Source organism: Caulobacter sp. AVps18, from assembly GCF_058681425.1.
Genome location: NZ_CM178737.1, coordinates 2,417,757 through 2,433,397 on the forward strand (window position 1 = coordinate 2,417,757; position 15,641 = coordinate 2,433,397).

The window sequence follows — 15,641 nt, forward strand, 5'->3', positions numbered from 1 at the left end:
GCCTCGCCACCCCATGACCGCTGACGATCAGAACCTGCGCGGCTGGGCGTTTTGGATCGACCGGGGCGGCACCTTCACCGACATTGTCGCGCGCCGTCCCGACGGGTCGCTGGTCACCCACAAGCTGCTGTCGGAAAATCCCGAACACTATGCCGACGCCGCTGTAGCGGGGGTGCGCGCCCTGCTGCCGGAGGGCGCATCCATCGAGGCGGTGAAGATGGGGACCACGGTGGCCACCAACGCCCTGCTGGAGCGCAAGGGCGAACCGACCGTGCTGGCGATCACCGCCGGTCACGCCGATGCCCTGCGCATCGGCTACCAGGCGCGGCCGAAGCTGTTTGACCGCCACATCGTCAAGCCCGAAGCCCTCTATGACCGCGTCATCGAGATCGACGAGCGGATGACGGTCGAAGGCGAGGTGCTGCGGCCGCTGGACGAGGCGACGGCGCGGGCAGGTCTGCAGGCCGCTTTCGATGAAGGGTTCCGGGCCATCGCCATCGTGCTGCTGCACGGCTTTCGCTTCACCGATCACGAGGCCCGCGTCGCGGCCATTGCCCGGCAGATCGGCTTCACCCAGGTCTCGGTCAGCCACGAGGTCAGCCCGCTGATGAAGCTGGTCGGGCGCGGCGACACCACCGTGGTCGACGCCTATCTGTCGCCGATCCTGCGCCGCTATGTCGACCGGGTGGCCAGCGAGTTGGGAGAGGATACGCGGCTGCTGTTCATGCAGTCGAACGGCGGCCTGACCGATGCCCGTGCCTTCCGGGGCAAGGACGCCATCCTGTCGGGTCCGGCCGGCGGCGTGGTCGGCATGGCGCGCACGGCGGCCCAGGCGGGTTTTGACCGCGTCATCGGCTTCGACATGGGCGGCACCTCCACAGACGTCTGCCACTATGCGGGCGAGTACGAGCGAGCCTTTGAGACCGTGGTGGCCGGCGTGCGGATGCGCGCCCCGATGATGAACATCCACACCGTGGCGGCCGGCGGCGGCTCGATCTGCAGCTTCGACGGCGCGCGGCTGCGGGTGGGTCCGGCCTCGGCCGGGGCCGTGCCGGGACCGGCGGCTTATCGCCGGGGCGGGCCGCTGACGGTCACCGACTGCAATGTCATGCTGGGCAAGCTGCGGCCGGAATTCTTCCCGGCGGTCTTCGGACCCGGTGCCGACCAGCCGCTGGATGTCGAGGCGGTTGCCGATGGCTTCGACGCCCTGGCCGCCCAGATCCTCGCCGTGACCGGTGAGGCCATGTCTTCGGAAGCCATCGCCGAGGGCTTCATCACCATCGCCGTCGAGAACATGGCCAAGGCGGTGCGGCAGATCTCGATCCAGCGCGGCTATGACGTCACCCGCTATGTGCTGGCCTGTTTCGGTGGAGCGGGCGGGCAGCATGCCTGTCTGGTCGCCGACGCCCTGGGCATGACCAAGGTGATGATCCATCCCTTCGCCGGGGTGCTCAGCGCCTACGGCATGGGGCTGGCCGACCTGCGCCTGATCCGCGAGGCAACGGTGGAGCGGGCCTTGGCCGAAGCCGCAGCCGACCTGAGCGAACAGGCGAGCCGTCTGTCGACCCAAGCCCGCGCGGCGCTTCTGGCCCAGGGCGTGCCCGTGGCCTCGGTCGAAACCCTGGCCACCCTGCGCGTGAAGTATGCCGGAACCGACACGCCCTTGGTCGTGCCGCTGGGCGGTGAGGCCGAAGTTCGCGCTGCGTTTGAAGCGATGCACCAGCGGCGGTTCGGCTTCACTTCGCCGAGCACGGCCCTGGTGGTCGAGACCCTGTCGGTCGAGGCCGTTGGGCACGCCGATAGTGGGGCCGAACCGGCCCTCGGGACCGCTCTGAAGGGCGAGGCCAGGCCCCTGGCCGACGTCGAGGTCCGCATGGCCGGGCAGGTGAGGTCGACGCCGGTCTTTGACCGCGAAGCCCTCGCCGTCGGTGTCGAAATCAAAGGCCCCGCCATCATCCGCGAAGCCACCGGCACGACCGTGATCGAGCTCGGCTGGCGCGCGACAGTTGACGTCCACCTGAACCTGATCCTCGACCGCATCGAAGCCCTGCCGACCCGCCGCGCCATCGGCACGAAGGTCGATCCGGTGATGCTGGAGGTATTCAACAACCTCTTCATGGCCGTGGCCGAGGAGATGGGCTTTGCCCTTCAGAACACCGCCTATTCGGTCAATATCAAGGAGCGGCTGGACTTCTCCTGCGCCCTGTTCGACCGCGATGGAAACCTGATCGCCAACGCCCCGCACATGCCGGTGCATCTGGGCTCGATGGGCGACAGCGTGCGGGCCATCCGCGAGGCGCGCGAGGGGGATGGCCGGGGCATGAAGCCCGGCGACGTCTACATGCTCAACGCGCCCTATAACGGCGGCACCCATCTGCCGGACGTCACGGTGGTCATGCCGGTGTTCGACGCGGCCGGAACCCTGCTGTTCTACGTCGCCGCGCGCGGCCACCAGGGCGATATCGGCGGGATCACGCCGGGCTCGATGCCGCCGGGCAGCCGCACGGTCGAGGAGGAGGGGGTTCTGATCGAGAACTTCCTGCTGGTCGAAGGCGGGCGGTTCCTGGAGGCCCAGACCCGCGCCTTGCTGGCGTCGGGCAAGTGGCCGGCCCGCAATCCGGACCAGAACATCGGCGACCTGAAAGCCCAGATCGCCGCCTGTGCGCGCGGCGCGGAAAGCCTGACCGGGCTGGTCGCCGAGTTCGGCCAGAACGTGGTCGAGGCCTACATGGCCCATGTGCAGGACAATGCCGAAGAGGCGGTCCGCCGGGTGCTGGCGACCCTCAATGACGGCGCGTTCGCCTATGAACTGGACGACGGCAGCGTGGTGAAGGTGGCGATCACGGTGGACCGCGAGGCCCGAACGGCCCGCGTCGACTTTGCCGGCACCAGCGACCAGGTCCCGACCAACTTCAACGCCCCGGCCTCGATCTGCCGGGCGGCGGCCCTTTACGTGTTCCGGACCCTGGTCGACGACGAAATCCCGATGAACGACGGGTGCCTGCGGCCGGTGCAGTTGGTCATTCCCGAAGGCTCGATGCTGCGTCCGCGCTATCCGGCGGCGGTGGTGGCCGGCAATGTCGAGACCAGCCAGGTGGTGGTCGATGCGCTGTACGGCGCGCTGGGCGTGATGGCCGGGGCCCAGGGCACCATGAACAACTTCACCTTCGGCGATGAGCGCCGCCAGTACTACGAGACCATCTGCGGCGGCTCGGGGGCGGGGCCGGACTTCGACGGCACCGATGCCGTCCAGACCCACATGACCAACAGCCGCCTGACTGATCACGAGGTGCTGGAGACCCGCTATCCGGTGCTGGTCGAGGCCTTCTTGATCCGGCGCGGCTCGGGCGGGGCAGGGCAGCATCACGGCGGTGATGGCGTGGTGCGCAGGATCGCCTTCCGCGAGCCGATGACCGCCACCTTGCTCTCCAACCGCCGCCGTGTGCCGCCGTTCGGGCTGGCGGGCGGCCAGCCGGGCGCGGTCGGCAAGGCGCGGGTCGAGCGGGCGGACGGCTCGGTTCAGGCGATGACCGCCACCGATCTCGTTGAGATTGCAGCGGGCGACTCCGTCGTCATCGAGACGCCGGGCGGCGGCGGCTGGGGGCAGGCATGAACAAACCGTCGGTGCTGTTCGTCTGTCTGGGCAACATCTGTCGCTCGCCCTTGGCCGAGGGGGCTTTCCGACATGAAGCCCGGGCCATCGGTCTCGACGTGGTGGCGGACTCGGCCGGGACCGGTGGCTGGCATGCGGGCGAACCGCCCGATCCGCGCGCCATCGCTGCCGCGCGCCGCCAGGGTGTCGATATCAGTGGCCAGCGCGCCCGTCAGGTGACGGCTGAGGACTTCCGCCGCTTCGACCTCATCCTGGCTCTCGATCACGACAATCAGCGCAACCTGCGGGCCTTGATGCCGGCGGAGGGCACAGCGCGTCTCGGCCTGCTGCTCGACTACGGGCCGGGGCTGGAGGGGCGGGCCGTGGCTGATCCCTACTACGGCGACGACGCAGGTTTCGACGTGACCTGGAGCGAGGTGTCGCTGGCCGCGCGCGACCTGGCGCGGCGGTTCCGGCACGGCGAGATCTGACCTTCGGCGCCGGCCAGCCCTGATCGCGAGGCGCCAAGGGGACCGCCCAGCCATCTGTAAAGCTTGCGAGGATTGGCGCTCCGAAACGCCAGATTTCCGCGCCCAACTGTCGGGCAACAAGCCGGACACGCCTCGGCCACCCAGCCTCGCTAGGCCTTCGACCGTTGTCTCGAAGGTCCTTCCATGCTGCGCAAGTTTCTCGTCGCCACCACAGCCGCCGCCCCCTTGCTCGCCTCCGCCGGCGTGGCCTTCGCCGAGGTGGAGGTCACCAGCAGCACTCGTACGACGGCCATCAGCACATCGGCACCGAATGGCGGCGCGGCCGACGATGTGAAGATCACCACCGACGGGGTCATCACCCTCAGCGTGGCGGGCCCCATTGTCACCCTGGACAGCAACAATCTGGTCACCAACAACGGCGGTCTGGCCAGTGTCGGGATCAACGACTCTGTCGGGGTGCTGGTGCTGGGCGGTCGCACGGGCACGCTGCTCAGCGCCGGCTCGATCAGCCTGACCGAGGACTACACCTATGCCGACGACGACAGCGACGGCGACTATGACGGGGCCTGGGCTGAAGGCTCCGGGCGCTATGGCGTCCGGCTGACCGGGACTGACGCCTTCACCGGCGAGATCACCAATGAGGGCACGATCCTTGTCGAGGGCAACGACTCGTACGGGATCAGCCTTGAGACCGGCCTGATCGGTGCCTTGGTCAACGACGGCACGATCAGCGTTACCGGCGACCGCAGCTATGGCGTCCGGGTCAGCGCGCCGGTGACGGGCGATTTGACGATCAACGGCTCGGTCTCGGCCATCGGCGAGGGCGCGACCGGCGTTGCAGTCGACGCCGCCATCGACGGGGCCTTCGTCGTCCAGGGCTCGGTGACGGCCTATGGCTATCGCTATACCAGCCGCATCACTGACCCCGACGACCGAGCCCTGCTGGACGCGGACGATGTGCTGGAGGGCGGCTCGGCCGTCCGGGTGACTGCGGATGTCTCGGGCGGCGTGTTGCTGGACGCGCCCCCTACCGACACCAATGACGACACCAGCGATGACGAGGACGGCGACGGCGTCACTGACAGCGAGGAGGGCACGGCGGCGGTCTCGGTCTATGGCGGCGCTCCGGCCCTGCTGATCGGCTCGAACAGCAACACCGTGACCCTCGGCGCAGTCGGAACGGGCGGCGACGCCTATGGCCTGATCATCAAGGGTTCGGTCGGCGCCTATGGCTCGCTGGATAATGTCGAGACCACGGCCGTGCAGATCGGCGGCGACACGGGCTATTCGACGCTCGTCACCGGCGGGGTACGGCTGGACGGATCGCTGAGCAGTTCATCCTATGAGGCCCAGACCACAGCCCTGCGCCTGAAGGCCGGGGCGGTGGCCGAAACGATCTGGAATACCGGATCGATCAGCGGCTACACGGTCTCGGAGGGTGACTACGCGGCGCGTGGCGTGGTGATCGAGCAGGGGGCCTCGGCGACCAGCCTGATCAACGCCGGAACGATCAGCGCCTCGGTGGCCGGGGAGGCCGGCAGCGCCTACGCCATTCTCGACAATGCCGGGACCCTGACCAGCATCACCAATACCGGGGCCATCGCCGCCTATGTCGCCGCCACTGACGATGACTATGATCTCGATGACGACAATGACGACGCCGACGACGAGACGGTGACCGGCAAGGCCGTGGCCATCGACGTCAGCCGCAACACCACCGGCGTGACCATCATCCAGTCCGGCGTCATTGATGGCGACGACTACGACGATGACGTGGCCGACACCGATACCGACGGCGACGGGGTGGACGACGCCGACGAGCCGTCCATAGTCGGCAAGGTTCTGCTGGGTTCGGGCAACGACAGCCTGCAGATCCTGAACGGGGCGATGCTTGGCGAGATCGCCTTTGGTGTCGGAGCCGACACCTTGGTCGTCGATGGTGGCGCTTCGGTTCTGACCACCCTTTCGGACACTGACGGGCGGCTGGACGTCACGGTGGAAGCCGGCTCGCTGGGCCTGCTCAACACCGGCGACATCAAGGCCACCAGCCTGACCCTTGGGGCAGAGAGCAAGCTGATCTTCAGCGTCGATCCGGATGTGGGGACCGCTACGCGTTTCGTAGTCGAGACCGCCAGCATCACCACCGGCGCCAAGCTGGGTCTGGTGCTCAACAACCTGCTGACCGACGCTTCCACCTATGAGGTGGTTTCGGCCGGCAGCCTGACCGCCGGCACGATCAGCCAGGGCCTGCTGGGCGACGCGCCCTATCTCTATGTCGCCAAGGCCTATGCGGCCGACAACAGCGTCTATGTGGACGTGCGTCGCCGCACGGCGGCCGAGGCCGGCATGACGGTGTCGCAAAGCGCCGCCTATGACGCCGTCTTCGCGGCCCTGTCGGCCGATGACGACATCGCCGGGGCCTTCCTGAACCAGAACACCAGCGACGGCTTTTACAATCTCTACAACCAGATGCTGCCCAGCCAGGGCGAGGGGCTGTTTTCGGCCCTGCAGTCGGTGAACCAGCAGATCTCGGCCGCGACCGCCATCCGTCCCGACAAGGGCGAGCGCTATGGACCCGACAGCGTTTGGGTGCAGCAGATCAACACCCTGGTCCGGCGCGAGAGCAACGATACCCTGGGCTCCGACACCCAGGCCCTGGGTTTCGTGGCGGGCTATGAGGCGATGGGCGACGCTGGCGGCGCGCTGGGCGTGACCCTGGCCCTGGTCACGATCGAGGAGCACGATGTGGTGGCCAAGGTCGGGGAGGGGACCAACTCTTCCTTCGTCCAGGCAGGGGTCTATTGGCGGCGCGCAGTGGGCGGCTGGCGCTTCAACCTGGGCGGCGGCGGCGGCTATGGCTGGCTGACCGGGGATCGCAGCTTCATCAGCGAGGATGTCGACGGCGACGCAACCGCCGACGTCATCCGCACCAACAGCGCCCACTGGACCGGCACCACGGCCAATGCCTTTGCAGGCATATCCTATGAGCAGCCTCTGGGCCGCTTCTATGCCCGTCCCGAGATGCGGCTGGACTATGTGTATTTCAGCGAGGGTCAGCGCGTGGAAAGCGGGGGCGGTGACGGCTTTGACCTGATCGTCGATGCGCGCAAGTTCAGCAATCTCAGCGGCGATGCGGGCGTCGTGCTGGGGGGCAATTTTGGCCAGGACGTCTGGTGGCGGCCCGAGGTTCGCGTCGGCTATCGCCAGACCCTGGCCGGCGATATCGGCGACACGGTGGCTCATTTCCAGGGAGGCACGCCCTTCGTGCTGTCCTCGGTCGATGACAAGCAGGGCGCGGTCACCCTGGGCTTTGCGCTGCGGGCCGGCTCGGCGATGTCGTACCTGGCGCTGGAGGGCGGCGCCGAAGCTTCGCGCAAGCAGACCAGGTACAATCTGCGCTTCTCGGGCCGGGCGATGTTCTAGGAGTCTAGTAGCCGAAAGTGTGAGCGAGTTCGGCGGCCGCTACGCTCCAGAGGTTTGAGCTCAGAGCCCGGTCGCCACATTCCGGCCACCGTTTCAAGCGGGTTTCGTTACAAACCCGTTAGAAATGAAATCCTGCCGCCAAGCTCGGCTGATATCTCTCCGATGTCCAAGGTATCGGAAGTATTTCGGCTGTGCGTCAAAGAATTCTTCTCCTCGATTCCGATCTACAAGCACGCTCTTCGCTGAGCGAATTTTTGACCCGTCACGAATATGAGGTGCTGGTCGCCTCATCCGGACGACAGATGGATCGCATTCTCAGTGAGATCGAGGTCGATGTCGTTGTGCTAGACATCATGCTGCCCGACGAGGGCGGCCTTGCGGTCTGCGGTCGCCTGCGTAACCGCAATCCTTCGCCGGGTGTGGTGGTGGTCAGCGTCTTCGCAGAGGAAAGCGACATCGTGGTGGGGCTGGAGATCGGCGCCGACGATTATCTTGCCAAGCCCTACCGACCGCGCGAGCTTCTGGCCCGAATCCGCTCGGTGCTGCGCCGCCGCCGCGATTGCGGCCGGCCGGGCCAGGATGATGACCGCTCGACGGTCTTTCGTTTCAACGGCTGGCGTCTCAGCGTCGCCACCCATCAGCTATTCGATCCGTTCGGCGGCGTGGTGGATCTGTCGTCCGCCGAGTTCAACTTGCTCTGGACGCTGGTTTCCAAGCCCCAGCAGATCCTGACTCGCGAACAGTTGATGCAGGGGCCCCGGGGCGGCGAGGCGCGCGCCGGCTCCCAGCAGATCAATGTCACCATGAGCCGCCTGAGATCCAAGTTGAGCCACGTCGAGGGCGGCCCGCAATTGATCCGCACCGTGCGCTATGAGGGCTATCTGCTGGCCGCCACGGTTGAGCGCGTCTCCGCCGACTGATTCAGCTCTTGGCGAGTCGGTCCCTCAAGCGTCTTCGAATCGCCTGCGACCCGTGAAATCTGATTCTCGTGGCCCCTACCGTGAATTTGTCTCTCCGACGGGTTCTCCTGTGAGGCGAGTTCCTGCGCATCCCTTCCCAGGCCTGTCGTTTCATTGGCGGGTAGACCCCTTGATATTGAACGCGTTTAGGTGGATTTGATCAGATGCACATTCTTGTCTAGGGCGACAAGAAGGGGCGTCTGCCTCTGCGTCGGGATGTCCCGTTGAAACCTGTTGGAAAGGAAATAAGCTTAACGAAAGATGGACCTGTAATGAGTCTAGTAAGCGCACGCGTTTTCGGTGCGTCCCCGATCCGTTGCATGTGTTTCGCGCCCGCCTGACGCGAACCCTCGACCAGGATAGTTGAATGTCGATCTCGAGCCTCTCCGCCGCACAAATCTCGGCGCTGCCGGCCACCGCCATTCAGGCGTTGTCCACGACCGACATTCAGTCGCTCAGCTCCACCCAGATTGGGGCGATCAGCACCAGCGGCATCGCGGTTCTGGATTCTACCCAGGTCGGAGCCCTTTCGACGACCCAGATTAAGGCTCTGGCGACCACCCAGATCCCGCGCTTTTCGCCGACCGTGGTGTTCGACGTCAGCCAGTTGACGACGCTGAGCGGGCAGCAGGTTCAGGCCCTGACCTCCACCCAGCTGGCCGCGCTCGACACCTCCCACATCGCCGTTCTCAGCGCGACCCAGGTCTCGGTCCTGTCGGCGACCAATTTCTCCGCCCTGGCCGATACCCAGGTGGCGGCGCTCAATGCCACCCAGATCAAGGGGATCAGCGCTTCGCAACTGAAGGGGCTGACCACCACCGATATCGGTGAACTGGCCAACACGCAGGTCGCGGCCCTGACCGCCACCCAGCTGGGCTCGCTGACCGCTGACAGCGTTTCGGCCTTCGACGCCACCCAGGTTGGTGCGCTCACCACCACGCAGATTTCCAGCCTCTCGACCAGCCAGATCCGTGGCCTTACCGCCACGGACATCGGCGAGCTGTCCAGCACCCAGGTCGGCGCCCTGACGGCGACCCAGATCGGGTCCCTGACCACCACGGGCGTCGCCGCTCTGGCCGAAACCCAGGTGGCGGCGCTCAGCACCACCCAGATCAAGGGTCTCGTCGCCTCGCAGCTTGCGGCCCTGACCACGACGGACGTCGGCAAGCTGGCCGGGACCCAGGTCGGTGCGCTGACGACGGTTCAGCTGGCCTCGCTGTCGGCGACCAATGTGTCGGCCCTCGACAGCACCCAGACGGCGGCGCTCTCGACGACCCAGATCAAGACCCTGTCGACCACCCAGGTGAAGGGGCTGAACGCCACCGATATCGGTGAGCTGTCCACGACCCAGGTCGGGGCCCTGACCACGGCCCAGTTCGCGGCGCTGGACACCACCAATCTGAAGGCGCTGTCGACCACCCAGATCACGGCTGTGGCGGCCACCCAGATCGCGGCCCTGAGCGCCACCGGCGTCTCGGCGCTTGAGGGCACCCAGGTCGCGGTACTGGATGCGACCCAGATCAAGGGCCTGACCACCTCGCAACTGGCCGCCCTGACCACCACCGACATCGGCGAGCTGGCCGATACCCAGGTCGGGGCCCTGACAGCCACCCAGATCAGCGCACTTTCGGCCACCAACATCTCGGCCCTGGATGCGACCCAGACGGCGGCTCTCAACACCACCCAGATCAAGGCCCTGACGACCACCCAGTTGAAGGGGCTCAACGCCACCGACATGGGCGAGCTGGACACCACCCAGGTGGGGGCCCTGACCGCGACCCAGATCGGTTCGCTGAGCAATACCAGCCTGTCGGCCCTGGATGAGACCCAGACGGCGGCGCTGTCGGCCACCCAGATCAAGGGGCTGACGACCAGCCAGCTGAAGGGTCTGACGACCACTGACATCGGCGAGCTGTCGACCACCCAGGTCAGCGCCCTGACGGCGGACCAGCTCAAGGCCCTGTCAGAGACCAACATCTCGGCCCTGGCCGATACCCAGGTGGCTGCCCTCAGCACCACCCAGGTTCAGGCCCTGTCCACCACCCAGCTGAAGGGCCTGTCGGTCACCGATATCGGTGAACTGTCCGGCACCCAGGTCAGTGCGCTCAGCGTCGCCCAGGTCGGGGCCCTGTCCTCTACCAACCTGCAGCAGCTGTCGACCACCCAGGTCCAGGCGCTGTCGGCGACCCAGATCGGGGCGATCAGCGCCACCAATGTCACCCTGCTGGCCGACACCCAGTTCGCGGCCCTCAGCTCGACCCAGGTCAAGGGCCTGACGATCTCGCAGCTGTCGGCCCTGACCACCACCAATATCGGCGATCTGGCTGATACCCAGGTGGCGGCCCTGACCGCGACCCAGATCGGTGCCCTGACCGCCACCGGCATTTCAGCCCTCGATGGCACCCAGGTCGCAGCCCTGACCGAGACCCAGATCAAGGGCCTGACCTCCACCCAGCTCAAGGGCTTCAACACCACCGATATCAGCGAGCTGGCCGGGACCCAGGTGGCGGCCCTGACCGCGACCCAGATCGGCGCTCTGTCGAACACCAATGTCTCGGCCCTGGATGCGACCCAGACGGCAGCCCTGACGGCAACCCAGATCAAGGGTCTGACCAACTCGCAGCTGGCGGCCCTGACGACAACCGACATCGGTGAGCTGTCCGGGACCCAGGTCGGGGCCCTGACGGCCGCGCAGCTGACGGCGCTCTCGGCGACCAATGTGTCGGCGCTGGATGCGACCCAGACGGCGGCGCTGAGCACGACGCAGATCAAGGCCCTGTCGACCACCCAGGTGAAGGGCCTGAACGCCACCGACATCGGCGAGCTGTCCGAGACCCAGGTCGGTGCCCTGACGACGGCCCAGTTCGCTGCGCTCGACTCGACCAACATCAAGGCCCTGTCGACCAGCCAGATCGGCGCGGTCAGCGCCACACAGATCGCCGCCCTGTCGGCGACCAATGTCTCGGCGCTTGAAGGCACTCAGGTTGCGGTGCTGAACGCGACCCAGATCAAGGGTCTGACGACCTCGCAACTGGCCGGGCTGACGACGACGGACATCAGCGAACTGGCCGATACCCAGGTCGGAGCGCTGACCGCGACCCAGATCGGGGCCCTCAGCGCGACCGGCGTCTCGGCGCTGGATGCCACCCAGACGGCAGCCCTGGACGCGACCCAGATCAAGGGTCTTACGGCCAATCAGCTCAGGTCGCTGACGACCACCGACATCAGCGAACTGGCCGCGACCCAGATCTCGGCCCTGACGGCGACCCAGCTGACTTCGCTCAGCGCGACCAACGTGTCGGCGCTGGACGCCACCCAGACGGCCGCCCTGTCGACGACCCAGATCAAGGCCCTGACGGCCACCCAGGTGAAGGGCCTTTCGACCACCGACATCAGTGAGCTGTCGACCACCCAGGTCGGCGCTCTGACGGCCGATCAGTTGAAGGCTCTGTCAGAGACCAACATTTCGGCCCTGGCCGACACCCAGGTGGCTGTCCTGAGCAGCACCCAGGTTCAGGCCCTCACATCGACCCAGCTGAAGGGCCTGTCGGTCACCGATATCGGTGAACTGTCCGGGACCCAGGTTGGCGCGCTCAGCGTCGCCCAGGTCAGCGCCCTGTCCTCGACCAACCTGCAACAGTTGTCGACCACCCAGGTCCAGGCCCTGTCGGCAACCCAGATCGGGGCGATCAGCGCCACCAATGTCACGCTGCTGGCTGATACGCAGTTCGCAGCCCTCAGTTCGACCCAGGTCAAGGGTCTGACGACCTCGCAGCTGTCGGCCCTGACCTCCACCAACATCGGTGATCTGGCCGATACCCAGGTGGCGGCCCTGACCGCGACCCAGATCGGATCGCTGTCGGCGACCAATGTCTCGGTCCTTGATGCGACCCAGACGGCGGCCCTGACCACCACCCAGATCAAGGCCCTGACGGCGACCCAGTTGAAGGGCCTGAACGCCACCGATATCGGCGAGCTGGACACCACCCAGGTCGGAGCCCTGACGGCGACCCAGCTGGGTGCGCTGACGGCGACCGGCGTCTCGGCCCTCGACGCGACCCAGACCGGGGCCCTGACGGCCACCCAGATCAAGGGTCTGACTTCAACCCAGCTGAAGGGCCTGTCGGAAACCGACATCGGCGAGCTTTCGACCACCCAGGTCAGCGCCCTGACCGTGGATCAGCTGAAGGCCCTGTCGGAGACCAATATCTCGGCCCTGGCCGATACCCAGGTTGCGGCCCTGTCCACCACGCAGGTCCAGGCCCTCTCGACCACCCAGCTGAAGGGCCTGTCAGTCACCGACATCGGCGAGCTGTCCGGAACCCAGGTCAGTGCGCTCAGCGTCGGCCAGGTCAGCGCCCTGTCCTCGACCAACCTGCAGCAGCTGTCGACCACCCAGGTCCAGGCCCTGTCGGCGACCCAGATCGGGGCGATCAGCGCCACCAATGTCACCCTGCTGGCTGACACCCAGTTCGCAGCCCTCAGCACCACCCAGGTCAAGGGCCTGACGGTCTCGCAACTCACCGCCCTGACCACCACCAATATCGGCGATCTGGCTGATACCCAGGTGGCGGCCCTGACCGCGACCCAGATCGGTGCCCTGACCGCCACGGGCGTTTCGGCGCTTGATGGCGCCCAGGTGGCTGCCCTGACCGAGACCCAGGTCAAGGGCCTGACTTCCACCCAGCTCAAGGGCTTCACCACCACCGATATCAGCGAGCTGGCCGGAACCCAGGTGGCGGCCCTGACCGCGACCCAGATCGGCGCTCTGTCGAACACCAATATCTCGGCCCTGGATGCGACCCAGACAGCGGCCCTGACGGCAACCCAGGTCAAGGGGCTCACGACCTCGCAGCTGGCGGCCCTGACGACGACCGACATCGGTGAGCTGTCCGGGACCCAGGTCGGTGCCCTGACGGCGACCCAGCTGACGGCGCTTTCGGCGACCAATGTCTCGGCGCTGGATGCGACCCAGACGGCGGCGCTGAGCACCAGCCAGATCAAGGCTCTGTCCACCACCCAGGTGAAGGGCCTGAACGCCACCGACATCGGCGAGCTGTCCGAGACCCAGGTCGGTGCCCTGACGACGGCCCAGTTCGCCGCGCTCGACTCGACCAACATCAAGGCCCTGTCGACCAGCCAGATCGGCGCGGTCAGCGCCATACAGATCGCCGCCCTGTCGGCGACCAATGTCTCGGCGCTTGAAGGCACTCAGGTTGCGGTGCTGAACGCGACCCAGATCAAGGGTCTGACGACCTCGCAACTGGCTGGCCTGACGACGACGGATATCAGCGAACTGGCCGATACCCAGGTTGGGGCTCTGACAGCGACCCAGATCGCGGCCCTGTCGGCCACCAACGTCTCGGCGCTCGACGCCACGCAGATGGCGGCCCTGACCACCACCCAGATCAAGGGGCTCACGGCCAGCCAGATCAAGGGTCTGACGACGACCGACGTCGGCGAGCTTTCGACCACCCAGGTCGGCGCCCTGACGGCCGATCAGCTGAAGAACCTGTCCGAGACCAATATCTCGGCCCTGGTCGATACCCAGATCGCGGTGCTGAACAACACCCAGGTCCAGGCGCTGAGCACTACCCAGATCAAGGGTCTGTCGATCACCGACATCGGCGAACTGTCATCGACCCAGGTCGGAGCGCTGAGCTCGGCCCAGGTCGGTGCCCTGACCGCGACCAACGTCCAGCAACTGTCGACGACCCAGATCACGGCCCTGTCCGCGACCCAGATCGCCGGCATCTCGCCCACGAACGTCTCGCTGCTGGCCGATACCCAGTTCGCGGTTCTGAACGCGACCCAGGTCAAGGGCCTGACCGCATCGCAGGTCGCCGGCCTGACCTCGACCAACGTCACCAACCTGGCTGATACCCAGATTGCGGCCCTGACGATCCTGCAACTGGCGGCGCTTTCAGCGACCAATATCTCGACGCTCAACGGCACCCAGGTCGCGGCCCTGGCCGATACCCAGGTCAAGGCCCTGACCAGCACCCAGCTGAAGGCCTTCACCGCCACCGACGTCAGTGAACTGTCGGCGACCCAGATCGGCCAGTTGACGGCGACCCAGATCGGTTCGCTGACGCCGACCGGCATCTCGGCCCTCGACGCGACCCAGACGGCGGCCCTGAATGCGACCCAGATCAAGGCTCTGACCACCTCGCAGATGTCTGCCCTGACGACGACGGACATCAGCGAGCTGGCCGGCACCCAGGTCGGAGCCCTGACGGCGACCCAGCTGACGGCGCTCTCGGCGACCAATGTCTCGGCGCTGGATGCCACCCAGACGGCAGCCCTCAGCGTCAGCCAGATCAAGGCCCTGTCCACCACCCAGGTGAAGGGCCTGAACGCCACCGACATCGGTGAGCTGTCCGAGACCCAGGTCGGTGCCCTGACCACGGCCCAGTTCGCGGCGCTCGACTCGACCAATGTCAGGGCGCTGTCGACAACCCAGATCGGCTCGGTGACCTCGTCCCAGATTGCGGCGCTGTCGACGACCAACTTCTCGGCCCTGGGCGACACCCAGGTGGCGGTGCTGAACGCGACCCAGATCAAGGGCCTGACCACCTCGCAGCTGGCCAGCCTGACGACCACCGATATCGGCGAACTGGCCGATACCCAGGTCTCCGCCCTGACCACCACCCAACTGGCTTCACTGTCTGCCACCAACATCTCGGCCTTCAGCGAAACCCAAACGGCCGCGCTCACCACCACCCAAATCAAGGGCCTGACCGCCACCCAGGTGCGGGGCCTGTCGGAAACCGACTTTGGCGAACTGGCCGGAACGCAGATCTCGGCCCTGACCAGCAGCCAGCTGGGCTCGCTGTCCACGACCGTGATCGGCACCCTGACCACGACCCAGGTCGGATCTTTGCAGGCCACCCAGGTCATTGGCCTGTCGACGACCCAGATCGACTATCTGACCACGACCAGCATCCTGGCCATGACCAGCACTCAGGCCAACGCCCTGACCACCACCCAGGTGCAGAGCCTGAACGGCGACCAGACTGTCGCCTATCTGGATGTGACCTGATCTCACGGACGTTAAGGCGTCGCCGGTTTTCCCCGGCGACGCCGACCTGTGCTGACCCAACCGTGTCTCGCCATTGGTCTGGCGCTCGCGCCATGGCATCGTCTGGCGGCGTGACTCGGCCGCGTTGAAGGCGG

5 protein-coding genes are annotated in these 15,641 nt (G+C 66.6%); all 5 read left to right on the forward strand.

The annotated features are described in order from the left end of the window. Positions 1-13 precede the first annotated feature (13 nt). The 5 genes from ACW179_RS10985 (at position 14) to ACW179_RS11005 (ending at position 15,507) form a co-directional block, all read left to right on the forward strand. On the forward strand, positions 14-3,613 hold the full coding sequence (locus ACW179_RS10985) for a hydantoinase B/oxoprolinase family protein (protein ID WP_492059556.1): 3,600 nt from the start codon (positions 14-16) through the stop codon (positions 3,611-3,613). After that, a complete protein-coding gene (locus ACW179_RS10990) occupies positions 3,610-4,083 on the forward strand; it encodes a low molecular weight protein-tyrosine-phosphatase (protein WP_492059557.1) in 474 nt (157 codons plus the stop codon). Before ACW179_RS10985 ends, ACW179_RS10990 begins: the two co-directional genes overlap by 4 nt. 183 nt (positions 4,084-4,266) lie before the next feature. After that, positions 4,267-7,506 (forward strand): autotransporter domain-containing protein, encoded by a 3,240-nt coding sequence (locus ACW179_RS10995; protein WP_492059558.1) that lies wholly within the window; start codon positions 4,267-4,269, stop codon positions 7,504-7,506. Positions 7,507-7,697: 191 nt separating this feature from the next. After that, positions 7,698-8,426: a response regulator gene (locus ACW179_RS11000; protein WP_492059559.1), complete on the forward strand. Its 729-nt coding sequence runs from the start codon at positions 7,698-7,700 to the stop codon at positions 8,424-8,426. Between the two features lie 406 nt (positions 8,427-8,832). Then, a complete protein-coding gene (locus ACW179_RS11005; protein ID WP_492059560.1) occupies positions 8,833-15,507 on the forward strand; it encodes a beta strand repeat-containing protein in 6,675 nt (2,224 codons plus the stop codon). Positions 15,508-15,641 lie beyond the last annotated feature (134 nt).

Excerpts from the sequence above, each read along its gene's own strand:
- ACW179_RS10995 (WP_492059558.1), top strand. The coding sequence starts at position 4,267 with ATGCTGCGCAAGTTTCTCGTCGCCACCACAGCCGCCGCCCCCTTGCTC.
- ACW179_RS10985 (WP_492059556.1), top strand. The coding sequence starts at position 14 with ATGACCGCTGACGATCAGAACCTGCGCGGCTGGGCGTTTTGGATCGAC.
- ACW179_RS10990 (WP_492059557.1), top strand. The coding sequence starts at position 3,610 with ATGAACAAACCGTCGGTGCTGTTCGTCTGTCTGGGCAACATCTGTCGC.
- ACW179_RS11005 (WP_492059560.1), top strand. The coding sequence starts at position 8,833 with ATGTCGATCTCGAGCCTCTCCGCCGCACAAATCTCGGCGCTGCCGGCC.